The organism is Streptomyces olindensis, assembly GCF_040645895.1.
Classification (GTDB): Bacteria; Actinomycetota; Actinomycetes; order Streptomycetales; family Streptomycetaceae; genus Streptomyces; species Streptomyces olindensis.
In genome coordinates, this window is sequence record NZ_JBEYZD010000034.1 from 39,101 (window position 1) to 65,133 (window position 26,033).

Sequence of the window (26,033 nt, forward strand, 5' to 3'; positions counted from 1 at the left end):
GGCGGGCCCGGTCAGGGCCGGCCGCCGCGGTCGCGTTCCCGCAGGCGGCGCAGCAGCTCCTTGCCCCGCCGGCGGGCGGACGCGTCGCACAGCGCCGCCGACAGCAGGGGCGCCGTGCGCCGCCGGGCCAGCAGCAGCCGCTGGTTCACCACCGTCTCGGGACGCCAGTGGTGCTTGTAGGGCTCGTTGCCGCGCAGCAGGCTCAGCGTGCCGAGCGTGCCGTCCTTGGTGTGGGTGGCGGTCGAGTCCAGCAGCATCGCCGCCACGTCCGCCTTGTGCTCACGCAGCACCGGGTCGGCGCCGTACAGGTAGCCGCCCGCGAGCCGCGCCGAGAGCAGCGTCAGGTCCACCGCCACCACCTCGTCGTCCAGCCGGAACTCGGTGACCACCGCGTCCCCGGAACGCACCATCGGCCCGACCGAGCGCACCAGATGCTCACGGAACCGCGCCCGCAGATGCTCCGGCGTCACCTTCCGCCCCTGCCACTGCAGCCGGTGCAGCTCCAGCAGCCGCAGCAGCGCCGCCTCCACCTCGTCGGGGCCGACGACCCGGCGCTGGATGCCGAGCGCGTCCAGTCTGCGCAGCTTGGCGCGCAGCCGCTGCTGGGTCTTGGACGGCAGCCGGGCGATCAGCTCGCCCATCGGCACGGCCGGCAGCTCCAGGCACACCGAGTCGTCGACCCGGCCGCGGGGCCCGGGCCACCGCTCGTAGACCCGCTCGGCGGCACCGCCGGGCCGGACCTCGCGCAGGTCGATCAGCGCGCTGCGGGCGGCGGCCGAGAGGGCGCCGGTGAGCGCGGCCACCGCCGCCTCGCCGTGCTCGTCGTCGACCAGCACGTCCCCGTAGTCGGAGATCGCCCCGCCGAGCGGCACCAGAGCCGGCAGCGGACGCCGTACGAGCCTCAGCGGCGCGGCGGCGACGAGGTCACCGCCGTCCCCGGCGCGCACCAGCACCACCCGCAGCCGTCCGCGCCCGCCGTACGACACCCACCACGAACGCAGCCAGGCGTGGCTCTGGAAGGGGGTGGCGGCGGCGTACCGCCGGTGCAGCCGGTCCCAGTCGGCGCCGAGGCCGGCGAAGGCGCGCTCGTCGGTGACCAGTTCGGCGGTGTACGTCACAGCTGCCCGTGCGCGTCGGCGGCGACGGCCGGGCCGGGCACGGCGGCTGCCCGCCCGGCGGGGTCGGCGGCCCGCCGGGGCCGGACCAGCAACGCCAGCCCGCCGAGCAGCCCGCCCGCGCTCGCGCCGACCAGCCCCGTCACCGTGGCCGTCGCCGAGGACGGCTCGGCGGGCCGCACCGCGCGGGCGAACTGCTGGAGTTCGACGTGGGTGGACTGCTCGGTGTCGCCCGCGTGCCGGGTCAGCGCCCGGGCCACGGCGTTGGCCATGTCGGCGGCCAGGTCCGGACGGGAGGAGGTCGCCGTGACCGCCACCATCGGCGCGTCCGGCGAGGTCGCCGTCCGGACGCTGTCCTGGAGCGTCTTCACGGGCACCCCCGCCCACACCTGGGCGTCCCCGAGCACGGCGAGTTGCGGGGCGACCCGGCCGTAGGCCTGGGCGAAGCCGAGGGCGGTGGCGGTGTCGGACTTCGCCGTCGGCACGGCGACGACATAGCTGGTCGCCGTGTACTCCGGGGTCCTGACCAGGCCGTACGTGCCGCCGAGCAGCCCCCCTGCCACGGCCCCGGCCGCGAGCAGGGACCAGGGGGGCAGGGACCTGGCGAGGGCGGTGACCGGGTGGTGCTGCCTTGCGGGGGTGTCGGTCATGAGGTGCGGGCTTCCTGGAACGAGGGGGACAGGGGGCGGGAGACCGCGCCGGCGTACACGTCCATGAGCCGGGCGGCGCTGCGGGTGATGCAGTAGTGGCGGGCGGCCTCGGGCACCGTGCGCGGCCCCGGGCCCTGCCGGCGTACGTCCGTCAGGGCCCGGGCGAACGCGTCGGGGCCGCCGGTGACGCGCCGGGCGGCGGGAGCGGCGGACGCGGGCAGGTCCTGAAGGGCGGGGCAGGAGGCGTAGAGCACCGGCAGGCCGGACGCCAGCGCCTCCACGACGGCCAGGCCGAAGGCCTCCTCCGGGGACGGCGAGGCGAGGACGTCCATCGCGGCGGTCAGCGACGGCAGGTCGGGTCCGGGCGAGCCGTCCGGCACGCAGGGGCGTTCGCCGGTGAACAGCACCCGGTCGGCGACCCCGGCGGCGCGGGCCGTGCGCCGCAGCACGTCCTCCTCCGGGCCGCCGCCGACCAGCAGCAGCCGGTGGTCGTCGGGGAGTTGCGCCAGTGCCCGGACGAGCACGCCGAAGCGCTTGCCGGGCGCGAGGCGGCCGACCGCGCCGATGACGAACGCGTCGTCCGGCAGGCCGAGCCGGCGGCGCGTGTCCCGGCGGCGGGCCGGGTCGAAGCGGAAGCGGGCCAGGTCGATGCCGTTGGGCACGACCTCGATGCGCGGCCCGGGCACGCCCCAGCGCCTCAGCCGCTCGGCGACCGTGGGGGAGACGGCGACCGTCGTACGGCCGAGCCGCTCGCCCGCCAGGTACAGGGCGCGCACCCCCGCGTTCAGCGGGCGTCCCTCCATCTGCGAGTCGCCGAGGGAGTGCTCGGTGGCGACGACCGCCCGGACCCCCGCGAGGCGCGCGGCGATCCGGCCGTAGAGGCAGGCGCGGTAGAGGTGGGTGTGCACGAGCTGGTAGCCGCCCGCGCGGATGACCCGCACCAGGCGGGGCAGGGCGCCCAGGTCGCGGTTGCCCGCCATGCCGAGGTGGTGCACGCGCACCCCGTCGGCGCGCAGCCCGGCGGCCACCGGGCCCGGGTTGGTCAGGGTCACCACGTCGCAGTCGACGGGCAGGTGCCGCAGCAGCAGCCGCAGTTGCTGCTCGGCGCCGCCGACGCCGAGGCCGGTGATGATGTGCAGGGCCCTCACCGCGGCTCCTCGACGGGTCGGCGGCGCAGCCGGTGCAGCCGGTGCTTCAGGAACAGCCGTACGGCGGTGTCGTTCTGGCCGATGTGCACCCGCGGCAGGGCGTGCGGGCCGCCCAGCGGGCCGGGGTCGATCGCGCAGCCGTAGCTGTAGCCGGCGTCCCGAACGGCGTCGACGGCACGCCGGTCGACCGTGCCGTAGGGGTAGCAGAAGCCGGCGGGCGGGGTGCCGGTCAGCTCCGCGAGCACCGTCCTGCTGCCCTCGGCCTCCGACTTCAGCGCGATGTCGTCCGCCTCGGTCAGGTCGACGTGGGTGAGGCCGTGCGAGCCGATCTCGACGCCCTCGGCCGCCGCGTGTCGGACGCCGTCGGCGGTCAGCAGCGGCTTGCGCGGGCCCAGCGGGTCCCAGGCGTTGTCGCCGCCGAGCCGGCCCGGCAGCACGAACAGGGTGGCGCCGCAGCCGTGGCGGCGCAGCACGGGCAGGGCCTCGGTGACGAAGTCGGCGTAGCCGTCGTCGAAGGTGAGCCCGACCAGGTCGCGGCCCTCGCCGCGGGCCCGGGCGGCGAGCAGCTCGGCCATGGAGACCCCGCGCAGCCCACGCCGCCGGAACCAGCCGAGCTGCCGGTCCAGCCGCTCGGGCGAGACGGTGATGCGGTACGGGTCGTCCGAGGGGTCGCCGACGGAGTGGTACATCGCCACGAACGGGACCGGGCCGGGTCTGACGCGGGTGCCGGTGTCCGGGGAGTCAACGGGAGCGGCCATGAGGGAGCCTTCGTGAGACGGAACGGAGGGATTTCAGCGCGGTGCCGCAGCCCTGGTCGCCCAGGGCCCGGCCGAGCAGGAGGAAGACGGCGGCGACGGTGACCGCGCCGGCGGTGAGGGCGAGGGCGGGGGAGTCGAAGCGGCCCGCGGCCCAGGCGCCCGCGAGCGTCGCGGCCACCGCCGCGACGACCGGCCGGCACAGCTCCGGCAGCATGCGCCGGGTGCGGATGGGGATGCTGCGCGGGCCCATGCCGGCGAGCAGCAGGGCGGCCGTGACGGTGATGCCGGCGGCGTTGGCGGCGGCGATCCCCCGCACGCCCCAGGGGCCCACCGCCCAGGCGCCGGCGGCGGCGGTGACGACGAGACCCGCCGCCATCGCGCCCAGCGGGTACCAGGTGGCCCGCCCCGCCGAGAAGTACGAGCGGATCAGGGCGCCGACCAGGGTCTGTGCCAGCAGCCCTAGGGCGTAGACCCGCATCACCCCGACCGTGGCCGCCGTGTCCCGGCCGGTGAACGCGCCGCGCTGGAAGAGCAGTTCGATGATCTGCGGGGCGCAGGCCACGACGACCGACGCGCCGGCCAGCACCAGGCACGCGGCCAGGGCGAGATCGCGTTCCACGCGGTCGCGGGCCCGCTCGGTGTCGCCGTCGGCCAGGGCGCGGGCGACCACCGGGAAGGTGACCGTGCACAGCATCAGCGACAGCGTCATGGGGATCTGGGCGACCTTCTGCGCGTAGTTCAGGTGCGAGATGGCGCCGGCGGGCAGGGTGGAGCCGAGGAACCGCTCGATCAGGACCTGCGACTGCCGGCACAGCGCGAACAGCAGCACGGCGGCGATCAGCGCCAGCCCCATCGGACGCCCGCCGCCGCCCTCCCCACCGGCCGGTCCGCCCACCGTCGCCGACCGGCCGCTCAACTCCCGCCACAGCACCGGCAGTTGCGCCACGACCATCAGACAGCCGCCCGCGGCCACCCCGAACGCCGCGGCGCGCACGCCCCACCGCCCGCCGAGCACGAGCACCGCGGTGATGATGCCGGTGTTATAGGCGACGTAGATCGCCGCCGGGGCGAGGAACCGGCGGTGGGCGCGCAGGGCCGCGCTGCAGTACCCGGCCAGCCCGAAGGTCAGCACGCAGGTGGCGGTGAGCCGGGTGCAGTCCACGGCGAGCGCGGGGTCGGGCAGGCCCGGGGCCAGCACGCGGACGACCTGCGGTGCCAGGGCCGCCAGCAGCGCGGCGACGGCGGCGAAGGCCAGGGCCAGCCGGGGCAGCGTACCGGCGACCAGCGAACGGACCGGGTCGCCGGGGGCGCCCTGCGCGCGCCGGGCCAGGGCCATGCTGAACGCCGGGATCAGCGCGATGGCCAGCCCGTCCTCGATGAGCAGGGTGGCCGCGAACTCCGGCACGGTCCACGCCACGAGGAACGCGTCCGTCGCACTCCCCGCCCCGAACATCCGCGCCAGCGCCTGGTCCCGCACCAGCCCGAGCAGCGCCCCGGCGGCGGAGAGGACGGCGGTGACCAGGGTGGCCCGGGCGAGGAACCCGCGGGTGACGGGGGCGTCGGCGGGGGAGGGGCGGAGAGCGGCCGAAGACTGGGGGGGAGCCGGGGTCTCGGAGTCGGCGGGCAGGCGGGAGGCGGTGGGCAGGCGGGGGTCGGTGGGCAGGCGGGGGTCAGTGGGCAGGCGGGAGTCGGCCGGCGGGCGGGAGCCGGCGGAAGCCGGGGAGAGGGCCGTACTCCCGGCCGCGGCCGAAGCCTGCGGGGCGCTTGAGGGCCGGCTCGCCGCCGAGGCATGCGGGGTGGTTGAGGGCCCGGCCGGCGCCGAGGTGTGCGGGACGCGTGGGGGCCGGCTCGCGGTCGAGGCATGTGGGTCGCGTGGGGGCCGGCTCGCGGTCGAGGCATGTGGGTCGCGTGGGGGCCGGCTCGCGGTCGAGGCATGTGGGTCGCGTGGGGGCCCGCTCGCGATCGAGGCCTCCGGGGCGCGTGGGGGCCCGCTCGCCGCCGAGGCATGCGGGTCGCTTGAGTGTCCGTTCGCGGTGGGAGCCCCTGGTGCCGCCTCCGCGAGGCTCGCGGTCGGTGGCCGTGGGGCGGTAGAGGGACCACTCGCGGTCGGAGATCCTGGTGCGGCCGGGGGAGCGCTCGCGCTCGCAGCCCCGCAGACCGTCGTCTCCCTGCCCGGCTCCGTCTGTTCAGGCGTCACCGTCATCGTGCCGGTGCCCCCTCCGCCAGACCCCGGGCGCTCGCCCCGGCCGGGTCCCGGCCGGACACCCCCGGGGCGTCGGCGGCGGACAGACCCCACCACGCCGCCAGGCCGAAGCACATCGCGGTGAGGACCGTCGACGGGCCCCCGATGTCGGCGTAGGCGAAGTCGGTCAGCTGCCAGACCAGCAGGCCGCAGGCGATCAGGCCGCAGTCGAGGCCCGGTCCGCCGGCCCGGCGGGTCCGCCACAGGGCGCGCACCGCGCACAGCAGCAGCGCCAGCCAGCAGCCCGCCAGGGCCAGCAGCCCGAGCAGCCCCTGCTCGGCCAGGATGAGCAGGTACATGTTGTGGGGGGACAGCAGCGGCTGCCTGCGGAAGGCCGCGCCCGCGCCCTCCGTGTCGCTGCCCGCCGAAAGGGCGAGCGAGGCGTGCGAGTCCCGGTGTTCGGGGAAGCCCTTCAACCCCACCCCGGTCAGCGGATGCTCGCGCCACATGCCGGTCGCCGCCGCCCACATCGTGTACCGGTCGGTCACCGACTGGTCGGGCGCGTCCGCGACCCGGGTGATGCTGCTGATCCGCTCCTGGAGCATCGCCGTACCGAGCCCGAAGCCCCCCACCAGGACCACGCTCACCGCGGCCACCACCGCCCCGGCCGCCAACGCCCGCCGCAGCCCGGCCAGCAGCAACTGCGCCGAGACCGCCACCGCCGTCGCGATCCACGCCCCGCGGCTGAAGGACAGCGCGAGCGGCGGCAGCAGCGCCAGCGCGCAGGCCAGCGCGACGATCCGCTGCCGTACGGGCGCGGCCCCGAGCGCGAGACCCACCGCGCACACCAGGCCGAGGGAGACGACCGTGGCCATGCCCATCACGTCCTGCGCCCCGAACGTGCCCACGGCCCGCACCGGCCGCCCCTGGTACGAGGCACCGGTCCCGGTCGCGTACTGGTGCACGCCCACCGCCCCCTGCCACCCCGCCAGCGCCACGAACGACCAGGCCAGCAGCCGGAAGTCGCCCCGGTCCCGCAGGAGGAGCAGCACGGCGGCGGGGACCAGCACGAAGACCTGGAGATAGCGGCCGAGGCCGATGAGCCCCTCGCCCGGCGAGACCGCTCCCGTCGCGGCGACGGCGACCCCGAGCACCGGGAGGCCCAGCACCACGGCCGCCGTGGGCGACAGGGGCCGCCGCCGGTCCCGTACGACACGGACCGCGCAGTACAGCACGACCAGCGCGGACACCGCGTCGGCGGGTCCGGCACCGCCCTCGCCGCCCGGCCCCAGCGGCAGGGCGAGCAGGACGACGACGGCCAGCAGCGGCAGCACGGGCGCAAACGCCCCAGCCCGGATCATCGGCCGCTCAGCTCCCCGTCGGACGCACGAGCGCGGCGGCCGTACGCAGCAGGAGGCACACGTCCTGCCACAGGGACCAGTCGTCGATGTACGCGTTGTCGAAGCGGGCCCGGTCCTCGATCGAGGTGTCGCCGCGCAGCCCGTGCACCTGGGCGAGACCGGTGATGCCGGTCCGTACCCGGTGGCGGGCCGCGTAGCCCGGGTAGGTCTGGCCGAACTTGGCGACGAAGTAGGGGCGTTCGGGGCGCGGGCCGACCAGGCTCATGTCGCCGCGCAGCACGTTCCACAGCTGGAGCAGCTCGTCCAGCGAGGTGCGGCGCAGGAAACGGCAGAACCACGGCATGCGGCGTTCGTCCGCCACGCTCCAGCGGGTCGCCGACTCGTGCTCGTCGACCGGGCGGTGGGTGCGGAACTTCAGCAGCGTGAAGGGCCGGCCGTCCTTGCCGATCCGCTCCTGCCGGAAGACGACCCCCGGCCCGTCGGTCGTCCGCAGCACCACCGCGCACACCAGCAGCAGCGGGCTGACCAGGAGGAGCAGCGCCCCCGAGACCAGCACGTCGAGCGCCCGCTTGCCGGCGCTGCCGCGCTGCCCGGCCCCGAGGTCCAGGCGACGGCAGGGGAACCCGGCGAGCCGGTCCCCCGACCGGTACGACGGCACGTCCGGGTCGACCTCCCACACCGTGCAGCCCGACTCGGCCAGCGCCCGCAGCAGCGGCCCCTGCCCGGACCGCGCCGAGGGGTGCACGGCCAGCACCTCGCGCACCCCGTTCTGGACGATCGCCCGCTGGACCTCCTCGCCCGTGGTCAGCACCGGCAGGCCCTCGCCGCCGTCCGGCTCCTCGGCGACGATCCCCACCGGCCGCACCCCGTCCCGGGGATGACGCAGCACGGCCGCGGCCACGCGCTGCGCGGTGGCGGCGGGCCCGACGACGAGCGCGGCCCGCGGCCGGCGCAGCAGCCCGGCACGCCGCCAGGCGTGCACCGCGCCGCGCCCGGCGCAGCTCGCCGCGGTCTGGAGCAGGAAACCGGTGAGCAGCGTCCGGACGGACAGCGCGTGGTGCGGCGCGTACGCCGCGGCGAACGCCCCGAGCGCCAGCCATGCCACGGCGATCCGGCCGCACACGGCGGGCAGTTCGTCCAGCACGGCCGGCACGCGCGCGGGCCGGTGCGGGCGCAGGAGCAGCGAGGCGGCCAGCAGCACCGCCACGAGCAGCGGGCGGCGCTGGCCGCCGGTGAGCGCCAGCAGGCCCAGCACGGCGGCGGTGAGGTCCGCGGCGAGCAGGGGCAGCGGTGACGCGGCCCGGACCGGGGATCGGCGGACGGGGAGGCGGAAGCCCGCCGCGGCGCCGCGCGGCGGCAGGAGCGTCACGGGCGTGGAGCCGAGGTCCCGCGGCTGTCCGGCGGGAGTGGGAACGGTGCTTTCCGCGGTCACGAGTGGACTGACTCCCTGTACTCGGTGGACACGGCGTCCGCGCCCAGGAGTTCGCGGTACACGTCGGCGACCGCCTGGGCAGTGCGGCGCACGTCGTGTGTGGACAGGACGTGCCGGCGCGCCCGCCGGCCTAGCGACTCGCGCAGCGGCGGATCGAGCAGCAGCCCGGAGACGGCCCCGGCCAGTGCCGCCGGGGCGACGGCGGGGACCAGGCAGTGCGGCGCGTGCCCGGGCGGCAGGCTCTCGCGGGCCCCGCCCACGTCCGTCACCACCACCGGCCGCCCGCACGCCATGGCCTCCAGCGGCGCCAGCGCCATGCCCTCCCAGCGCGACGGCAGGACGACCAGGTCCGCCGCCTGGTACCAGGGCACGACATCGGCGACGTCCCCCGCGAACAGCACGGAACGGGGGGCCAGGGCCCGCAGCCGGCCGTGGTCCGGCCCGTCGCCGACCAGCGCGAGGCGCGCCCCGGGCACCCGCCGCAGCACGGAGTCCCACGCCGTCAGCAGGACGTCCTGCCCCTTCTGCCGGCACAGCCGTCCCACGCACACCACGAGCGGGGCCCCCGGATCCAGGTCCGGCACCAGGGCCGCCCGTACGGCGTCCGCGGCGGCCGGGCGGAAGCGTTCGACGTCGATCCCGTTGGGGACGACGCTCCACCGCCCCCGGACCCCGGCCGCCGCCCCGAGCCGGCGCTCGGCCTCGCTGACGCACACCACCCTCGCCGCCCAGCGCGCCCCCGACCGCTCCCAGCCGCGGGCGAGGGCCGCGGTGGCCCCGCCGACCGCCTCGAACGACCAGGCGTGCGGCTGGAACACCGTCGGGATCCGTCCCCGCACGGCGAGCCGCCCGGCCAGCCCGGCCTTCGCGCTGTGCGCGTGCACCAGGTCGGGCCGCACGTCCGCCACGACACGGGCCAGCCGCCGCGCCTCGCCCATCAGGGAGGGCCCCGGCTGACGCGTCGCCGCCCAGTGCCGTACGTCCGCGCCGAGCGCCGCGAGCCGGGCCGCGAGGGGGCTGTCGGGGCAGGCGACCGTGACGCGCAGGCCGGCGGCGAGCTGGGCGCGGGTCAGGTCCGTCACGACACGGGCCACCCCGCCGTCCACGGGCTGGGTGACGTGCAGGACCCGTGGCGGAGGGTCGGTCGGTGACAGGTGCATGCGCGGTTTTCCTCGCTCACGGACGGCGCTCGGGACGGCGGGAACGCGCCTCACTGCCGGATGCCGGCAGCGCCGAAGAGCGCGCCGGCGCACGCCGCGTTCCGCTGGGGAACGAGCCGGAAGGCCACCTGGTCACCACCACACCGCAGGGCTTCGCGGAACGTGGTCTCCCCTGGGCGGTCGGTCGAAAGGGCGAGCGAGACGCCGGTGCCGCCGGGGCCGGCCTCCCTCGCACGGAGCAACGGCGGGACCGGGGAGTTGCGCATGACCGGCGTGGCCTTTCGGAGACGGGTCAGGGGGCCGTCATCAGTGCGATCTGCTTGCTGTCGGGGTGCGTTGAGAGGTGCGCAACTGTAGTCGCCATCCGTACTATTCCGGAGAAACCGGACGAGTGTGTCGGAAGCGTGAAGAGCGCCCCTGTGCCGGGATCACTCCTTTGGCGGCACAACTCGCGCGCACGCCACGCGTTGACACAACGCCGGGCATCCGCCCGGATGTTTGTGTCAACCCCCAAGGAGCACCTCTCCATGTCGCGTATCGCGAAGGGCCTGGTCCTGACCTCCGCTGCCGCTGCCGCTGTCGCGGGCAGCACCGGCATCGCCGCCGCCGACGCCGGCGCGCAGGCCGCCGCCGCCCACTCCCCGGGCGTGCTGTCCGGCAACGTCGTCCAGGTGCCGCTGCACATCCCGATCAACGTCTGCGGCAACACGGTCGACATCATCGGCCTGCTGAACCCGGCGTTCGGCAACGAGTGCGAGAACGACTGACGTCGTTCGCGGAACACCTGGCCGGCCGCCCTCCCGTGGGACCACACGGAAGGGCGGCCGGTTCGCGTTGCGCCGAACGGGCGCGGCGGGGCGGCCCGGCGGGCGGGGCCGCGCACGCCGCCTACCAGGGGGGACGCCGCCAACCCCGGGAGGCGGCGCTGACCTGGTGCGTTCTCTCGGTTGCGGAGCGTTCCGGCCGCTCGCACGGTGGGCACAAGATCCGACGCACCACCGAAAGGAACCCCCATGCGTCTGCCCGCACGGCGAATCGCGACCCCCGCGCTCTGCGCCACGCTGCTGCTCGGGGTCACCGGGCCCGCGGCTGTGGCCGCCGACAGCGCATCGGCCCCGGAGCACACCCACGCGGCGACCCGGGCCCCCGTCCCCGAGGCGGACGAACTGCTCGGCCAGGTCGAGATCCTGGGCGACCTCGGCGGCGTGCTCACCCCGGTCGCCGACCTGCTGAGTGCCGTGCTCAAGGCGGACGGCGGCCAGTTGGCGCCCTCGCAGGCGGCCAAGCTCGGCACCTCGGTGCAGGACGCCATCGACCAGGCGACCGCGCCCTCTCCCGCGGCCCCGCCGGCCGTGGCCCAGCCGGACGCCGCGGCCCCGAGCAGCCCGCTGCCGCAGGCCAGCACGCTGCCCGCGCCCGTCGACGACCGGGCCGAGGTGCCGGACGGACTCGCGGCCGAGGCACTGGCCGCCCTGGAGAAGGCGACCGACGGTCTGCTCAAGGCCGTGACGTCCGGTGACGCCGCCAAGGTGACCCCGGCCGTCGACTCGGTCGTCTCCGGCCTCGTCAACACGGTCGCCGCCACCCTGGCCGGCAGCAGGCTGCCCGCCCCCGACCTGGCCGGCCTGCCCTCACTGCCGAAGGCCCCCTGACAGCTTCCCGTTTCAGCTTTCTGTTTCAGCGGCTTTCTGTTTCAGCGACTCATATGAGGTTCCGGCCACGGGGTTTCCGCTCCGCACAGGCCTCGTTAGGCACGTCGTCAGGATTCCCCGCCGGTGACACCCGTCGCCGAAGAAAGGATTCACGATGAAGTCCCTGAAGGCTGCCGCCGTCGTCGCCGGTTCCCTCGTCGCCGCAGCCGGCGCCGCCCCCGCCCACGCCGCCTACGACCCCGACCACGTGACCCCCACCAGCCTCAACGGCGCCGTCAACGCGCTCACCCGGGAGCCCATCGACCCGATGCCGCTCAAGCACCAGTCGAACGCGCTCGACACCGAGAACGAGGACTCCGTGCTCAGCACGGTCAAGAAGGCGACCACGAAGCTGAACCAGAACGGCGGGCTGCTCGGCGGGCTTCCGCTGCCGAAGTGACCCCGCCCGCGCACGACGCGGCACGCACGGCGGGCGCCGGCCGGGCGTTCGCCCTGCTGCTGGTCGTCACGGGCGCGGCGGGGCTGCTGGCGTCCTGGATCATCACCCTCGACAAGTTCAAGCTGCTCGAGGACCCGGACTTCACCCCCGGGTGCAGCATCAACCCCGTGCTGTCCTGCGGCAGCGTCATGGAGAGCGACCAGGCCGAGGCCCTCGGGTTCCCCAACCCCATGCTCGGACTGGTCGCCTACGGCGTCGTCGTCTGCGTCGGCGTGAGCCTGCTGGCCGGTGCCCGCTTCCCCCGCTGGTACTGGCTCGCCTTCGACGCCGGGTGCCTCTTCGGCGTGGGGTTCGTGTCGTGGCTGCAGTTCGAGTCGCTGTACCGGATCAACGCGCTGTGCCTGTGGTGCTGTCTGGCGTGGGCCGCGACGATCCCCCTGTTCTGGTACGTGACGTCGTTCGCCGTGCGCCACGCCTTCCTGCCCGCGCCCGGCCCGGTGCGCCGTTTCCTCGACGAGTTCAGCTGGCTCCCGCCGGTGCTGCACCTCGGCGTCGTCGGCATGCTCATCCTGACGCGCTGGTGGGACTTCTGGACGAGCTGACGGACACCCCGTCGTATTACTGCGGCAGTCGGGGGAATTGTGCGCTGGTGCGGTTCCCCGGCTCGTTACTCGGTACGCACGCTGAGCCCCCGACACGTGAAAGGGACCGTACTCCAGATGAAGTCGACCACCCGAGGAACCCTCGCCGCAGTGATCACGTGTGTGGCGGCCGCGGCCGGCGCCGCCACCGCGACCCCCGCCGCCGCGGTCGGCACGGTCCCCGTCCCCGTGCCGCTGGGCGGCGCCGAGAAGGCCCTCAACGTGGAACTGCCCGAGGCCACCGGAGAGCTGCCCGTGCCGATGCCGGGCTCGCCCGACGGGCCCCGCTACGTCGAGGGCCGGCTCATCCCCGAGCGGGCGATCCCCCAGCTGCCGGTCCACGGCGGACTGCCCGGCGCCGACCTGCGGGCGCCCCTGCCGCACATCCTCGGAGCCGGCTTCGACCACATCGGCGTCGACGCCCCCGCCTCCGACCTGCGGACGCTGGCGCCCGGCGTCTCCGTCGACGCCCCGCTCAGCTCGCCCAACGCGGACGGCTTCGGCCTGCCCCAGCCGCAGCTCCCGCAGGTGGGCGTGCTGGCCCCGGTGGTGCAGGCGGTGCCGACGGCGGACCTGGGTCTCGGCCCCGGCCTGTAGACCGGCCGCCGTACCGGGTGTTCTCGTGTGGCCCTCGCGGTGGTGACCGCGGGGGCCTTCGGGCTGTTACCGCTACGACAACCGAACGGACGAGGAGCACAGGATGGTCGTAGGGGTCGGCGGAGTACCGGTAGGGGCGGAGCGCGGGCCGGTGAGGCCCGCGGCGGACGCGGGCGTGAAGCGGCGGGATCTGGCGCGGGGGCTGCTCGGCGCGGTGTCCGCCGTCGCCCTCGCCCCCGTCGTCGCCGCCTCCCGGCCCGGGGAGTCCGGGGCCGGGGGCACGGAAGTACGGGCCGGGGACGGTGTGTTCGACGAGGTCTACCGGGGCCGCCGCATCCGCGGTGTCCTCGCCCCCGTGCCGGAGCGCGCCACCGGCGACGTGGAGTGGCACGTCACCGTGGACGGCCGGCCGCTGCACCTGATGCGCCGTGCCGACGGCAGCTGGCTGAGCATGGTCGACCACTACCGCTCCTACCCCTCCCCGCTGGCGGCGACCCGCGCGGCCGTCGACGAGCTGGGCCCCGGCAGCCGCCTGCGCGAGGTGGGCGGCCACGGCCCGGGGCACCTGGAGGGGGGACCCCATGGCGTACACGCGTAAGGACGTCAGCACCCTGACGCGCACCGAGAAGCGCCGGTTCGTCAAGGCGATGCTGGAGGTGAAGCGGCGGGGCGAGTACGACGAGTTCGTGCGCACGCACATCGAGTACTACACCGCCGACGGCGAGGACGGCCTGCGCACGGCCCACATGGCGCCCTCCTTCCTGCCCTGGCACCGGCAGTTCCTGCTGGAGCTGGAGAAGGCGCTGCGCCGGGTCGACGCGTCGGTGTCCGTGCCGTACTGGGACTGGACGCGCGACCGCACGACCACGTCGGCGCCCTGGACCGCCGACCTCCTCGGCGGCAACGGGCGGCGCTCCGACCGCCAGGTGATGACCGGGCCGTTCGCCTACGCGGAGGGCAACTGGACCATCAGGGAGGGCGTCACCGACGAGGAGTTCCTCACCCGGGACCTCGGCCGCGCCCGCGACCCGATCAAACTGCCCACCAGGAGCGAGCTGGAATGGGCCCTGAAGGACCCGGTCTACGACGTCTCGCCCTGGGACTCGACGGCCGGCAAGGGCTTCCGCAACAAGCTGGAGGGGTGGGGGAGCGGGCGGGGCAGCGCCTCCTGGCACAACCACAACCGGGTGCACCGCTGGGTCGGCGGTGCCATGGTCGGCGGCGCGTCCGTCAACGACCCGGTCTTCTGGCTGCACCACGCCTTCATCGACCTGGTCTGGTCCCGCTGGCAGCGGCGTCACCGCAACCACCGCTACCTGCCGGCGAAACCGCCCGGCCCGGCCGGCGCGCAGCACCGGCGGGTGGTGGCCCGGCACGAGAAGCTGCCGCCGTGGGATGTGACGCCGGATCAGTTGGAGGACCACGGGCGGATCTACCGGTACGCGTGAGGCACCGCCGGGCGGGACGGCGGGCAGTGCTCGACGTCGGCCGGTTCCGTGGCTCATGCGCCGGTTCCGTGGCTCATGCGGCCGGTTCCGTGGCTCATGCGGAGAGCCCCGGCGCTCGAGGTGCCGGGGCTCTCCGTGGGTGCGCGGGGGTGCGCAGTGATCAGTGGCCGTACCCGTGGCCACCGTGGTGGCCCTTGTGGTCGTCCTTGTTTTCGCACTCGTTGCCGAACGCCGGGTTCAGCAGGCCCACGATGTTGACCGTGTTGCCGCAGAGGTTGATCGGCACGTGGACCGGCACCTGCAGGACGTTGCCCGACAGGACGCCCGGCGACCCGACGGCCTTGCCCTGGGCGCCCGCGTCGGCCAGGGCCAGACCGGCTCCGCTGATCACCACGGCACCCGTGCCGAGCGCGACACCGGCTGCCTTCGCGATGCGAGACATCACGTTCTCCTTCTGACTCGGTGAGCACGGCGGCAGGAGGCGCGCCGCACTTCCCGTTCAACGCGCCCGTTCACCGCGGGTCACGGCGATCATGGCCGGATCACCCGTCCTGGAGGCGGTCAGGGGAGCCGTCGTACCGGAGTGCCGTCGAGGAAGGCCCGGATGTCCTCCACGGCCTGCCCGTAGTAGGTCGCGTAATTGGCGCGGGAGACGTACCCGAGGTGCGGGGTGGCGAGGAGGCGGGGAGCCGTGCGCATCGGGTGTCCGGCGGGCAGGGGCTCGATGTCGAAGACGTCCACCCCGGCGCCCGCGATCCGGCCGGCGTGCAGGGCGTCGAGGAGGGCGTCCTGGTCGACGATCGCCGCGCGCGAGGTGTTGACCAGGTAGGCGGTCGGCTTGAGGAGGGCGAGTTCGGCGGGGCCGAGCAGACCGCGGGTGCGGTCGCTGAGCGCGAGGTGGACGGAGACGAAGTCGCTCTCCGCGAGCAGTTCCTCCTTGGAGCCGGCGAGTTCCACGCCGACCTCCTCGGCGCGCTCCCGGGTGAGGTTCTGGCTCCACGCGGCGACCCGCATGCCGAAGGCGAGACCGACCTGGGCGACGCGGCTGCCGATCTTCCCCAGGCCGAGGAGCCCCAGGCGGCGGCCGTGCAGATCGGCACCGACGGTGCTCTGCCAGCGGCCGCCGGTGCGCAGGGCGGTGTTCTCCTCGACGATGCCGCGGGCGAGGCCGAGCAGCAGCGCCCAGGTCAGTTCGACCGGCGGGGTGGAGGAGCTGGCCGTGCCGCAGACGGTGACACCGTGTGCCTCGGCGGCCGCGTAGTCGATGACCGAGTTGCGCATGCCGGAGGCGACGAGCAGTTTCAGCCGGGGCAGCCGGGTGATCAGCGAACCGGGGAACGGTACGCGCTCGCGCACGGTCACCACGATGTCGAAGTCGGCCAGGGCCGCGGCGAGGGCGTCCTCGCCGTCGATGTGGCTGTCGAAGCAGACGACCTCCACGTCGTCCGCGACCACCGACCAGTCGGCGACCTCCGTCGCCACCTTCTGAAAGTCGTTCAGCACAGCACAGCGCAGCCGCACGTCGTCGTCTCCCTCTCGCGGACAGGGGCTTGGAGAACTGACTCTACGACGGGCTGTTCCGCCTTCTGCGGCCTGGCCGCCGCCCCCGGTCTTCCCGGGGTGGGGGGCTGACCGGCGGCACTGGACGCCGGTCAGCCCGTCCGTCAGACGCCGGTCCGTCCGTCGACGAGCTCTCGCACGATGTCGAGGTGCCCGTTGTGCCGGGAGATCTCTTCGATGAGGTGCAGGATCACCCAGCGGAGATCCACATGGCGGCCGTCGCCGATGGGGCGCTTGGCCTTGGTGTTCACATCGTGCTCGGACAGCAGACGACGGTAGCGGTCGCTCTGCTCCTCGTATTCGGCGAGCAGCCGGGGCAACGGGATGTCCACCGCAGTCCGCATCTCGGGGTCGGGGTCGTCGTCGGTCGCCTGCGTGAGCGGACCCTCGGGTTCCTCCCCCAGGAACATCACTTGGATCCAGTGGTATTCGACCCACCGCAGATGGCTGATCAGCCCGCACAGGGTCATCAACGGTGAGTTCGGAAGCGGGGCTTTCCGGGCGTCTTCCGCGGACACGCCCTCGCACTTCGCGCGCGCCGTGGCACGGGCGTAGTCGAGGAAGGTCATCAGCTGCGTGCGCTCGTCCCAGGCGGGAGGCGTATCGGTTCGTTGCGTCATCAGGAGGAGGATCTCGCGGGGCTGAGGGGGTGTCGAGTGATTACAAGTAGATGAGTTCGAGAGGCCGATGGGGAAGCAGCCGACCGAAGTCCGTGCGGCCCGAGGGGCCCCCTCAGGCCGCCATGAGCGCCGCCAGGGCGCGCTCCATTGCGGCGTTGAACTCTTCCGGCGCCAGCGGCAGACGGGACTTGACGTCCCGGCTCCACTGGTCGGCGAGGACCTCGGCGGAGCCCGCCTCGACACCATCGAGGGCCGCGTCGGCCAGGTCCGACGGAGCGATCTTGTCCACCGGCCAGGCCGCGGCCATGTCGGTGTCGGCCAGGCCGAGGTGTACCGCTGTGACGAGCGTGCCCTGCTCGGCGAGCTCCAGGCGGACGCCGTTGGTCATGGCCCAGGCGGCGGCCTTGGTCAGGTGGTAGGCATTGGCGCCCTTGCCCCCGAACCACGACATGGCGAGCATCTCCTGCGGAGGGCGAGCATCTCCTGCGGAGGGCGACTACTCACTCAGCCCCACGACGCACCACCCGCGCCGAGACGCTTCGGTCAGCACGTGCCCCCACTGCGTCAGCAGGTCCACGAAGGCCTCGAAATCCCGGACCCACCCGTCGGGGACCGCGGCATGCTCACCGAAGGGCTCTCGTATCCGGCCGAGGCGAGGCAACACGCGGCCCCAGGTCGTTGCCAGTTCCCTCACGCCCTCCGGCGACCGGGCGAGCAGGACGCCGTAGCCGCCCTCACCGAAGAACTCCGGGTCGGCGTGCCGCGCCTCGCCGTTCGGCCCGTCCCAGACGAGTCCGCCCAGCAGTGCGTCGAGTTCGTTCCGCAGCAAGGGGTGCACATGATCGCGGACGCGTTCCCATCGCTGCCCGGCCCAGAAGTGCGCTTTGAACGAGCCCAGGGAGTGTGCGAACTCGTACACGGCGAAGTAGGCGCTGTTGACCCCCAGGGGCCAGACCCATCCGCATCCCTCCTCGGCCACGCCCACATCGTGATCCCACAGCCCCGTCTCATCGGCGTACCAGGCATCCCGTAGCCGCGACACCCGCTCCTGTGGCGGAACCTCCGCCAGCCAGGAACGGTCGGCGATCATCACGGTGATGTCGAGTCCCATGGCGGTGAAGGTACCGGGCAGACCGGGGCCTCGTTGGTCATGGGGCGCACTCCGGTGACTACGGCTCGGTGTCGACTGCCGGCCGGCCGTTGATGGATCTCGTACCACCCTGACCAGCAAAAAGCCCTCCCCAAAGGGAGGGCGGAGACTTGCGCCCCCGGCAGGACTCGAACCTGCGGCCAAGCGCTTAGAAGGCGCCTGCTCTATCCACTGAGCTACGGGGGCCGGGTGTGGTGGCCTCTGTCGTGGTGCCCTGGTGTGGGCTGATCCGTGACGTTGCCGGGGACAAGGATAGGGCTCCCGCGTCCTTGTCCCTGTTGCTTCGCCTCCGTGGCTCGATGTGGAGGTTCGGTGAAGCGGTCCTGATAATCGCAGGCAGGTACGAATCGTGCACCGCTTTTGGCGTCTGAGGCATCGGGTGTTGTGCACTCGTTATGCCTGGAGTGTGCCCGTGTCCCAGACGCCCCTTCCGTCCCTTGTGTTCTGTCGGCGCGCAGACATGCTCATATGCTTCAGAATTCCCCTAAAATTGGGCATTCTTCGCATGTGGTGACCTTGGACGTACGGCCTCAGCTGCTCGACGCACTCTCCGCCCTGCGCGACCGTGTCGCCGCCGCACGCTTCCCGCTGCCCCTGGCGGGGGCCCCACGCGCGCGTGCCAACCGCGACGAACTGCTCGCGCAGCTCGACGACTACTTGGTGCCCCGCCTGCGGGAGCCCGAAGCGCCGCTTCTGGCCGTCGTGGGCGGCTCGACCGGCGCCGGGAAGTCCACGCTGGTGAACTCCCTCGTCGGGCGCCGGGTCAGCGAGGCGGGCGTGCTGCGGCCGACGACACGGACGCCCGTGCTGGTCTGCCATCCGGAGGACCACCACTGGTTCAGCGGTATGCGGGTGCTGCCCGACCTCACCCGCGTGTGGGTGCCCCAGCAGGACGCCACGGACGACCTGCTGCTGCCCGGCGAGAACCCCGCGCGCGTGCTGCGTGTCGAGACCGCCGAGACGCTGCCGCCCGGCCTCGCCCTGCTCGACGCCCCCGACATCGACTCCCTGGTCTCCGACAACCGCGTCCTGGCCGCCGAACTCATCTGCGCCGCCGACATCTGGGTCATGGTCACCACGGCCGCCCGCTACGCCGACGCCGTGCCCTGGCACATGCTGCGCACCGCCAAGGAGTACGACGTCACCCTCGTCACCGTCCTCGACCGGGTCCCCCACCAGGTGGTCAACGAGGTGTCCCGGCAGTACGGGGCCCTGCTCACCAAGGCCGGCCTCGGGCACGTGCCTCGGTTCACCGTCCCCGAACTGCCCGAGTCCGCCTGGGGCGGCGGGTTGCTGCCGGCCACCGCCGTCGCCCAACTGCGCAACTGGCTCATTCACCAGGCCCAGGACCCGGAGGCCCGGCAGCACGTCCTGGCCCGCACCGCGTACGGCGTTCTCGACTCCCTCAAGTCCCGGATGCCCGAGCTGGCCGGCGCCGCCGCCGCGCAGTACGCCGCCGCGCTGCGGCTCACCGCCGCCGTCGAAGGGGCGTACGACAGCGAGCACACGCGCGTGCGGAGCAGGTTGCAGTCCGGAGCCGTGCTCGCCGGGGACGCACTCAAGCGGTGGCGCGCCTTCCCCCTGGACTGCACCGCCGGAGAACTCCTCGACGCGCTCGTGGAGAGCCTCAGCGCCCTGCTGCTGTGCGCCGTCACCGCCGCCGACGAACGCGTCGACGACGCCTGGCGGCGCGAACCGGCGGCCGCCGCACCGGAACTCACCGCGCGCGATGCCACAGCGGACAGCGCCGAGCACCGGATCGGCCTCGCCGTACGGCGCTGGCGGCGCGAGCTCGAGGAGCACGCCGAGGACGAGGTGCGCGAGCTCGACCGGAACGTCGCGCCCGACCCCGAGCTGGTCGCCGCCCTCGTCGCCACCTCCCTGCTGGGCGGCCGCCGGGGGCGGATGGCAGGGGAGGGCCTCGCCGAGCGGATCGGCGCCCACGGGGCGCTGCGGCTGCGCGACCGGGCCGGACGGCTGCTCACCGAGCACGTGGACCGGGTCCTGCACGCCGAACGCGAGCGCCGGCTCGCCCCGCTCGACGCGCTCGACGTCCACCCGGAGCCCCAGGCCGAACTCATCGCCGCGCTGTCCGTACTGCAGAAGGAGAGGTGACCGGTGACCGCCGTCACTGACCAGGACCACACCGAGCACGCCGACCAGCCGGACGACGCGGATCAGCGGAACCACGGGGATCAGCGGAACCACGGGGATCAGCCGAACCACGGGGATCAGCCCAACGACGCGGATCAGCCCGACGGCGCGGGTCGGGCGGGAGCCCCGGGGCGTTCCGCCGGAGGGGCTCCGGCGTCGGCCTCCACGGACCCGGGCCCCACCGAGGGCGGGCAGCGTCACCAGGAGCGCGCCGACCACGACACCCACGCGCGCGGGCGGGACGGCCGTACGGACTCCGGCGGTGCCTGGGACGACGGGCTCATCGCGCGGCGGGTCGACGAGACCACCGGCGGAGAGCGGTACCACGCCCCGGACAGCCGGTCCGCCGCCCCGACCGCGGTGACCCCGCTGGTGTACGACGGGGTGCTGCGCTCCCGGCTGGAGGCGCTGCGCGAACTCGTCGGGCTCTCCCGCACCCGGCTCGACAGCCGGACGCTCGCGGGCGCCGGCCGGGTGCTCGACGAGGCGTCCGCGCGGCGCAGGCTCTCCGGGCAGCACACCGTCGTCGCCATCGCCGGTGCCACCGGCAGTGGCAAGTCGCAGCTGTTCAACGCGCTCGCCGGGGTGACCATCTCGGAGACCGGAGTGCGCCGTCCCACCACCGCGGCGCCCATCGCGTGCAGCTGGAGCGACGGGGCGGCGAGCCTCATCGAGCGGCTCGGCATCCCGCCCCGGCTGCGCCGCCGTCCGCTGCCGACCGGCGACGCGGAGTCCCAGCTGCGCGGGCTCGTCCTGATCGACCTGCCCGACCACGACTCGGCCGCCGTGCAGCACCGCGAGCACGTCGACCGCATCCTGGGGCTCGTCGACGCCGTCATCTGGGTCGTCGACCCTGAGAAGTACGCCGACGCCGTCCTCCACGAGCGCTATCTGCGGCCCATGGCGGCCCACGCGGAGGTCATGTTCGTCGTCCTCAACCAGATCGACCGGCTGCCCGGTGAGGCCGCCGAGCAGGTCCTCGACGACCTGCGGCGGCTCCTCGACGAGGACGGCATCGCCCTCGGGGAGTACGGCGAACCGGGGACGACCGTGCTCGCGCTGTCCGCGCTCACCGGGGACGGCGTCGGGGAACTGCGCGAGGCGCTCGGCCAGTTCGTCGCGGAGCGGGGGGCACCGGGCCGCCGCATCTCGGCCGACGTGGACATCGCGGCGGCGCGGCTGTGGCCCGTGTACGCCACACAGCGGCGGACCGGGCTCAGCGAGCAGGCCCGGGAGGAGTTCGCGGACCGGCTCGCGGACGCGGTGGGCGCCACGGCGGCGGGCGAGGCGGCCGAACGCGCCTGGCTGCGCAACGCCAACCGCGCCTGCGGTACGCCTTGGCTGCGGCTGTGGCGCTGGTACCAGGACCGCGGTGAGGCCACCACGGGGCGGCTGCCCTCGCGCACACAGGCCGACGAGGAGGCCACCGCCCGGCAGCGGGTCGAGCAGGCGGTGCGGACGGTGGCCGACCGGGCCTCGGCCGGGCTGCCCGCGCCGTGGGCACAGGCGGTGCGCGAGGCGGCCGTCCGCGGCTCGCAGGGGCTGCCCGAGGCGTTGGACGAGCTGTCCGTGCGCGCGGGCGTACCGGCCGGGCGGCCGCCCCGGCCGGGGTGGTGGCCGGTGGCCGTGCTGTCGCAGGCCTCCATGACGATCCTGCAGTTCCTGGGCGGGCTGTGGCTGCTGGGCCAGATCGTCGGGGTCATGGCGCCGAACCTGGGGGTGCCGGTGCTGCTCATGGTGATCGGCATCGTCGGCGGCCCGCTCATCGAGTGGAGCTGCCGGATGGCGGCCCGGGGCCCGGCCCGGCGCTACGGGCTGGAGGCGGAACGGCGGCTGCGGGAGGCGGCGGCCGGGTGCGGGAGGGCTCGGGTGCTGGATCCGGTGGCTGCGGAGTTGTTGCGGTATCGGGAGGTGCGGGAGCAGTACGGGAGGGTGGTGGGGGCCTGACTCAAGAGGCGCGAGGGCGTGTGGGGGCAAGGGCGGCGCTCGGCTCACCCGTTCCGGTGGCGGCGTTGTCCACAGGCAGGCGGTGGTCCACAGCGCTCAGCGGGCCCGGCCCGGCGGCGGCAGTCTGGCGGACACAGCCGTACGGGACGGGCCCGTACGTGTGTCGGCCCGGTGTCGGAGTCCGGGCGAGGGAGGGGTACGCGATGAACGAGACGATGGTCTGCGCGGTCGGCCGTGTGGCGACGCAGCCGGTGTACCGGGAGATGGCGTCCGGCCCGTCGGCGAGGTTCCGGCTCGCCGTCACCGCGCGGTACTGGGACCGCGAGAAGAGCACCTGGACGGACGGGCACACCAACTTCTTCACGGTCTGGGCCAACCGCCAGCTCGCCACGAACACGGCGGCGTCCCTGACAGTGGGCGAACCCGTGATCGTGCAGGGCCGGCTGAAGGTCCGCACCGATGTGCGCGAGGGGCAGAACTGGACGTCGGCGGACATCGACGCGATCGCCATCGGCCACGATCTCGCCTGGGGCACCTCGGCCTTCCGGCGCGGAGGCAAGCAGGAGACGGCGGCGTCACCGCCGCAGCCGGAGCCCAACTGGGAGACAGCGCCCGAGGGTTCCGGATCGGCCGCGGACGTACCGCCTCAACAGCGTGACGGGACACCGGCGTTGACGTGACGTCAATCACCGCCCCCGGCTGCCCGAACTGTGGCTTATCGGCGAGAGCGCACTGTACGTCAGAGGTGATCTGCCGATAAGCCCTGCTCACAAGGGGTCTTGGCGATAACGATTACGAGTCGGATCACCCGTCCGACCGTCTGACCGGCTAGCACGGCTCGCCGCGTCCCTAGGATGCCGGACATGGCTCTCGGGGCTTTTGGGGCCTGTGAGCCTTCTGATTCTGCTGGTGGGACCGTCCCCCCACGTCAACGGGTCCTGCTCGAAGGGGAATTTGGTGTTTGCTTCGTTCTCTGAGCTGTTCGTACGCAGGCGAGGGGCGGCCCGCCTCGCCGCCGCGACGGTGGTGTCCGGGCTTGTCACCGCGGGCGGTCTGGCCGGTGCCGGCCAGGCGTCGGCCGCCGACGAGACGACGCAGAGCCAGGGCGGAGCGACCGCGACGATAGCCGGGCTCAAGACGTACGGGACCGCGGTGATACACGGCGGCACCGGCGACCAGCACGTGTCGGCGGGCCTGTTCGAGATGTCCGTCGAGGGCGGCGGCATGCTGCAGACGTACTGCGTCGACCTCCACAACCCCACGCAGCGCGACGCCGAGTACCACGAGACGCCCTGGAGCGGCACGTCCCTGGGCACCAACAAGGACGCCGGCAAGATCCGCTGGATCCTGCAGAACTCCTACCCTCAGGTGAACGACCTCGCGGCGCTCGCCCGGAAGGCGGGCGTCCGAGGCGCGCTGACCGAGCAGGACGCGGCGTCCGGTACGCAGGTGGCGATCTGGCGCTACTCGGACGACGCGGCCGTCGACGCGCTCGACCCGCAGGCCGAGCAGCTCGCGGACTACCTCCACAAGAGCGCCCGTGACCTCGCCGAGCCCCGGGCCTCGCTCACGCTCGAACCGTCCGCGGTCTCCGGCCGCCCGGGGGAGCGGCTCGGGCCGGTGACGGTGCGCACCAACGCCGGCAGCGCGACGGTCACCCCGCCCGCGGACGCCGCCACGAGCGGGGTCCGGATCGTCGACAAGCAGGGCAAGGCCGTCACCTCCGCGCCCGACGGCGGGCAGGTGTTCTTCGAGGTGCCCGAGGAAGCGGCGGCCGGCACGGCCGAGCTGACCGTGCAGGCCTCCACCACCGTGCCGGTCGGCCGCGCCTTCGCCTCCGGGAGCCGGAGCCAGACGCAGATCCTGGCCGGGTCCAGCGAGTCGACGGTGTCGGCGACGGCCGAGGCGACCTGGCTGAAGGAGGGCCCGGTTCCCGCTCTGACGGCGGCGAAGAACTGCGCCGAGGGCGGTGTCGACGTCATCGCGTCCAACAAGGGCGACGAGCCGTTCACCTTCGAGCTCGCCGGTCTCGAGCACACCATCGCCGCGGGCGAGACGCGCACGGTGACGGTCCCGCTCCAGGAGGACCAGGCGTACGACTTCACCATCCACGGCCCCGGAAGCTTCGAGAAGCGCTTCACCGGCATGCTGGACTGCCGGATCCAGGGCAGCGGGGCGGGCGCCGCCACGCAGACCCTGAGCGAGCCGAGCCCGGCCGCGGTGGGCGGCACGGCCTCGGACACCAACCTCGCCGAGACCGGCGGCTCGGGTGTCACGCCGCTGATCACGGGCATCGCCATCGGCCTGGTCCTGATTGGCGGGACGACGCTGGTCGTGCTGCGGCGCCGGGAGCCGACGGCGGGGCGCTGACAGTGAAGGCCGGCGGTGGGGCGCTGACGGTGAGGACTGACGGCGAGGACTGACGGCGGGGCCGACCCCGTCCCCTCCGGGGACGGGTCCCGGCAGGCTCCGCCTACCTTGCGCCCATGACCATGGTGGAACCGGGCATGACGCGCAGGCAGGTCAGACACCTGCTGGGGAGCCCCACGAACTCCGTCAACGACCGGCAGTTCCTGGGCCGGTACGCGACGAGGTCCTTCCTGGACCTGCGGGTCTGGCGCCGCCGGAGCCGGTCCGAGGCGTGGGTCTACGCGAACACGCCGGACGCGGGCCTCGCGACGTTCATCCACTTCACGCGGGGGCGAGTGGAGAAGGTCCTCGTCACTCCCGTTCCCGGCCGCGGGGAACCCGCCGACGGCGCCGCCTGAACCTGTCGACGTCGTAGGTCGCCGGTGGCGCGTCAGTGGTGGTGGCCGTGGCGGCCGAGGGTGTCCACAGGGGTCGCGCCGGGGCGGGTCCACTGCGGGACCGGGCGGCTGGTCGGGCCCCACGTGGCGTTCCCGTCCGCGTCCGAGCGCCAGGACCAGCACGGGCTGCCGCCCTCGGGCCAGCCCTCGGGCTTGTCCTCCCACGCTTCGCCGCGGCCGTAGGGCGTCATGTCGAGCAGACCGAGGGAGCCGTTGACGCGCTCGTTGCCGCGGCCCGTCGTGGAGTAGGTGAGGAACACGCGGTCGCCGTCGCGCAGGAAGCAGGTGAGGTACCCCATGGCGCCGCCGACGGGTGCGTCCAGGCCGCGCACCGAGTACCAGGGCTGGGTGTAGCCCATGAACTCGACGTAGGAGGCCACCTCGTCCCACGGGCCCGTGGTCAGGACGGCGAACGAGACGCCGCGGGCATTGAGGTAGACGGCGTCCTTCAGGTGCCAGGCCGTGGTAGTGCAGCCCTCGCACTGCCCCTGGTGCGGCGCGCCGTCGTACCACATGTGCTGGTAGACGACGAGTTCGTCGCGGCCCTGGAACAGGTCCAGGAACGGGACCGGGCCGTCGGGTCCGACGACCTCGACCGTCCCGTCGAACTCCACCATCGGTAGCCGGCGGCGGGCCGCTGCCAGGGCGTCGCCCTCGCGGGTGTGGGCCTTCTCCCGGACCAGCAGCTCGTCCCGGGCGGCCTGCCAGGTGGCCAGGTCGACCACGGGCGGGCGGCCGGGCAGCGCGGTGGTCGGATCGTCCGGCGTGGTCGTCATGGTGTCCTCCGGGGTGTCTCGTGCGGGCAGCGTCGTACGGCGTGCCACGACGCTCACCAGGAACAGACTCCGGGCCGGCCCGGAACTCATCGCGACGACGGCTCCGGGCATTGCCGTCCGTCGGCCGGGGGCGCACTCTGAAGACAGGCACCCAACTCGCGAGGTGGGGCAGATGGACGTCCAGTGGCACACGGGCGTACGGCCATTTCCGCGAGGCCGAGCCTTTCTGGAGTTCCGTCAGCGTCGGCGTTCCTGGCGGCTACACCTGGAAGCAGAGGTGTCGTCACGTGGAACCGTGGCGAGCACGGTAAGCCTGAAGACGCGCCCCTGGGTGCGTGACCAGGGGTCTCGTGATGGCCGTCCGTCTCAGTTTCCGTCTCATTCAGCCCCGTTCACGGCCGTCCAAACAGGACCAGGAGCCGGGCTGCAGCACACG

General features: G+C 74.1%; 26 protein-coding genes, 1 tRNA gene and 1 pseudogene. 12 read left to right on the forward strand and 16 right to left on the reverse strand.

The window, feature by feature from the left end:
* Positions 1-11 precede the first annotated feature (11 nt).
* The 9 genes from ABZ948_RS22360 to ABZ948_RS22400 form a co-directional block, all read right to left on the reverse strand.
* The gene (locus ABZ948_RS22360; protein ID WP_359762114.1) at positions 12-1,118 is read right to left on the reverse strand and encodes a GNAT family N-acetyltransferase; all 1,107 of its coding nucleotides are present in this window, start codon (positions 1,116-1,118) and stop codon (positions 12-14) included.
* A complete protein-coding gene (locus ABZ948_RS22365; protein WP_359762116.1) occupies positions 1,115-1,765 on the reverse strand; it encodes a YveK family protein in 651 nt (216 codons plus the stop codon). The genes ABZ948_RS22360 and ABZ948_RS22365 overlap by 4 nt, the downstream gene beginning before the upstream one ends.
* Positions 1,762-2,913, reverse strand: coding sequence for a glycosyltransferase (locus ABZ948_RS22370; protein ID WP_359762118.1), 1,152 nt, complete (start codon positions 2,911-2,913; stop codon positions 1,762-1,764). The genes ABZ948_RS22365 and ABZ948_RS22370 overlap by 4 nt, the downstream gene beginning before the upstream one ends.
* A complete protein-coding gene (locus ABZ948_RS22375; RefSeq protein ID WP_359762120.1) occupies positions 2,910-3,671 on the reverse strand; it encodes a polysaccharide deacetylase family protein in 762 nt (253 codons plus the stop codon). Before ABZ948_RS22375 ends, ABZ948_RS22370 begins: the two co-directional genes overlap by 4 nt.
* Positions 3,655-5,334 (reverse strand): murein biosynthesis integral membrane protein MurJ, encoded by a 1,680-nt coding sequence (murJ, locus tag ABZ948_RS22380; protein WP_435857571.1) that lies wholly within the window; start codon positions 5,332-5,334, stop codon positions 3,655-3,657. The genes ABZ948_RS22375 and murJ overlap by 17 nt, the downstream gene beginning before the upstream one ends.
* A 536-nt stretch (positions 5,335-5,870) precedes the next feature.
* Entirely contained in the window at positions 5,871-7,214 is a 1,344-nt protein-coding gene (locus tag ABZ948_RS22385) for an O-antigen ligase family protein (RefSeq protein ID WP_359762122.1), read from the reverse strand.
* A gap of 7 nt (positions 7,215-7,221) precedes the next feature.
* Positions 7,222-8,646, reverse strand: a complete 1,425-nt coding sequence (locus ABZ948_RS22390) for an exopolysaccharide biosynthesis polyprenyl glycosylphosphotransferase (RefSeq protein WP_359762124.1) — start codon at positions 8,644-8,646, stop codon at positions 7,222-7,224.
* Positions 8,643-9,806, reverse strand: a complete 1,164-nt coding sequence (locus tag ABZ948_RS22395; protein ID WP_359762126.1) for a glycosyltransferase family 4 protein — start codon at positions 9,804-9,806, stop codon at positions 8,643-8,645. The genes ABZ948_RS22390 and ABZ948_RS22395 overlap by 4 nt, the downstream gene beginning before the upstream one ends.
* A 50-nt stretch (positions 9,807-9,856) precedes the next feature.
* Positions 9,857-10,072, reverse strand: coding sequence for a hypothetical protein (locus ABZ948_RS22400; protein ID WP_359762128.1), 216 nt, complete (start codon positions 10,070-10,072; stop codon positions 9,857-9,859).
* A 261-nt stretch (positions 10,073-10,333) separates the two neighbouring features.
* Between ABZ948_RS22400 and chpG the strand changes: the two genes are divergently transcribed.
* The 7 genes from chpG to ABZ948_RS22435 all read left to right on the forward strand — a co-directional run bounded on the left by chpG (position 10,334) and on the right by ABZ948_RS22435 (position 14,583).
* Entirely contained in the window at positions 10,334-10,573 is a 240-nt protein-coding gene (gene chpG / locus ABZ948_RS22405) for a chaplin ChpG (protein ID WP_359762130.1), read from the forward strand.
* A 246-nt stretch (positions 10,574-10,819) separates the two neighbouring features.
* Positions 10,820-11,458, forward strand: coding sequence for a hypothetical protein (locus ABZ948_RS22410; RefSeq protein WP_359762132.1), 639 nt, complete (start codon positions 10,820-10,822; stop codon positions 11,456-11,458).
* Between the two features lie 154 nt (positions 11,459-11,612).
* A complete protein-coding gene (locus ABZ948_RS22415; RefSeq protein ID WP_359762133.1) occupies positions 11,613-11,897 on the forward strand; it encodes a hypothetical protein in 285 nt (94 codons plus the stop codon).
* Positions 11,894-12,499: a vitamin K epoxide reductase family protein gene (locus tag ABZ948_RS22420; RefSeq protein WP_359762135.1), complete on the forward strand. Its 606-nt coding sequence runs from the start codon at positions 11,894-11,896 to the stop codon at positions 12,497-12,499. The genes ABZ948_RS22415 and ABZ948_RS22420 overlap by 4 nt, the downstream gene beginning before the upstream one ends.
* Before the next feature lie 117 nt (positions 12,500-12,616).
* A complete protein-coding gene (locus ABZ948_RS22425) occupies positions 12,617-13,135 on the forward strand; it encodes a hypothetical protein (RefSeq protein ID WP_359762137.1) in 519 nt (172 codons plus the stop codon).
* 103 nt (positions 13,136-13,238) lie between these two features.
* Entirely contained in the window at positions 13,239-13,733 is a 495-nt protein-coding gene (locus tag ABZ948_RS22430; RefSeq protein ID WP_359762139.1) for a tyrosinase family oxidase copper chaperone, read from the forward strand.
* Positions 13,717-14,583: a tyrosinase family protein gene (locus ABZ948_RS22435; RefSeq protein ID WP_359762141.1), complete on the forward strand. Its 867-nt coding sequence runs from the start codon at positions 13,717-13,719 to the stop codon at positions 14,581-14,583. The genes ABZ948_RS22430 and ABZ948_RS22435 overlap by 17 nt, the downstream gene beginning before the upstream one ends.
* Before the next feature lie 160 nt (positions 14,584-14,743).
* Here ABZ948_RS22435 and ABZ948_RS22440 read toward each other — a convergent pair whose 3' ends face one another.
* From ABZ948_RS22440 to ABZ948_RS22465, 6 genes and pseudogenes are all read right to left on the reverse strand, one after another.
* On the reverse strand, positions 14,744-15,025 hold the full coding sequence (locus ABZ948_RS22440; RefSeq protein WP_359762143.1) for a chaplin: 282 nt from the start codon (positions 15,023-15,025) through the stop codon (positions 14,744-14,746).
* Positions 15,026-15,144: 119 nt separating this feature from the next.
* Entirely contained in the window at positions 15,145-16,104 is a 960-nt protein-coding gene (locus ABZ948_RS22445) for a D-2-hydroxyacid dehydrogenase family protein (RefSeq protein WP_359762144.1), read from the reverse strand.
* Between the two features lie 143 nt (positions 16,105-16,247).
* A complete protein-coding gene (locus ABZ948_RS22450; RefSeq protein ID WP_359762146.1) occupies positions 16,248-16,763 on the reverse strand; it encodes a DinB family protein in 516 nt (171 codons plus the stop codon).
* A gap of 112 nt (positions 16,764-16,875) precedes the next feature.
* Positions 16,876-17,217: pseudogene (locus tag ABZ948_RS22455) on the reverse strand (Rossmann-fold NAD(P)-binding domain-containing protein); the annotation flags it as partial.
* 42 nt (positions 17,218-17,259) lie between these two features.
* Positions 17,260-17,874 (reverse strand): hypothetical protein, encoded by a 615-nt coding sequence (locus ABZ948_RS22460; protein ID WP_359762148.1) that lies wholly within the window; start codon positions 17,872-17,874, stop codon positions 17,260-17,262.
* A gap of 152 nt (positions 17,875-18,026) precedes the next feature.
* Positions 18,027-18,099 (reverse strand) — tRNA-Arg (locus tag ABZ948_RS22465).
* A gap of 321 nt (positions 18,100-18,420) precedes the next feature.
* On the opposite strand from ABZ948_RS22465, the gene ABZ948_RS22470 reads away from it, so the two are divergent.
* The 5 genes from ABZ948_RS22470 (at position 18,421) to bamE (ending at position 24,782) form a co-directional block, all read left to right on the forward strand.
* Positions 18,421-20,028 carry a dynamin family protein gene (locus tag ABZ948_RS22470; RefSeq protein ID WP_359762149.1) on the forward strand — a complete coding sequence of 536 codons (1,608 nt, stop codon included), beginning with the start codon at positions 18,421-18,423 and terminating at the stop codon, positions 20,026-20,028.
* Between the two features lie 321 nt (positions 20,029-20,349).
* Positions 20,350-22,014, forward strand: a complete 1,665-nt coding sequence (locus ABZ948_RS22475) for a YfjP family GTPase (RefSeq protein ID WP_435857572.1) — start codon at positions 20,350-20,352, stop codon at positions 22,012-22,014.
* Between the two features lie 203 nt (positions 22,015-22,217).
* Entirely contained in the window at positions 22,218-22,694 is a 477-nt protein-coding gene (locus ABZ948_RS22480) for a single-stranded DNA-binding protein (protein WP_359762152.1), read from the forward strand.
* A 277-nt stretch (positions 22,695-22,971) separates the two neighbouring features.
* Positions 22,972-24,384 carry a Cys-Gln thioester bond-forming surface protein gene (locus ABZ948_RS22485; RefSeq protein ID WP_359762154.1) on the forward strand — a complete coding sequence of 471 codons (1,413 nt, stop codon included), beginning with the start codon at positions 22,972-22,974 and terminating at the stop codon, positions 24,382-24,384.
* 116 nt (positions 24,385-24,500) lie between these two features.
* The gene (gene bamE, locus ABZ948_RS22490; RefSeq protein WP_359762156.1) at positions 24,501-24,782 is read left to right on the forward strand and encodes an outer membrane protein assembly factor BamE domain-containing protein; all 282 of its coding nucleotides are present in this window, start codon (positions 24,501-24,503) and stop codon (positions 24,780-24,782) included.
* Positions 24,783-24,814: 32 nt separating this feature from the next.
* Here bamE and ABZ948_RS22495 read toward each other — a convergent pair whose 3' ends face one another.
* Positions 24,815-25,597: a DUF899 domain-containing protein gene (locus tag ABZ948_RS22495; protein ID WP_359762201.1), complete on the reverse strand. Its 783-nt coding sequence runs from the start codon at positions 25,595-25,597 to the stop codon at positions 24,815-24,817.
* Positions 25,598-26,033 lie beyond the last annotated feature (436 nt).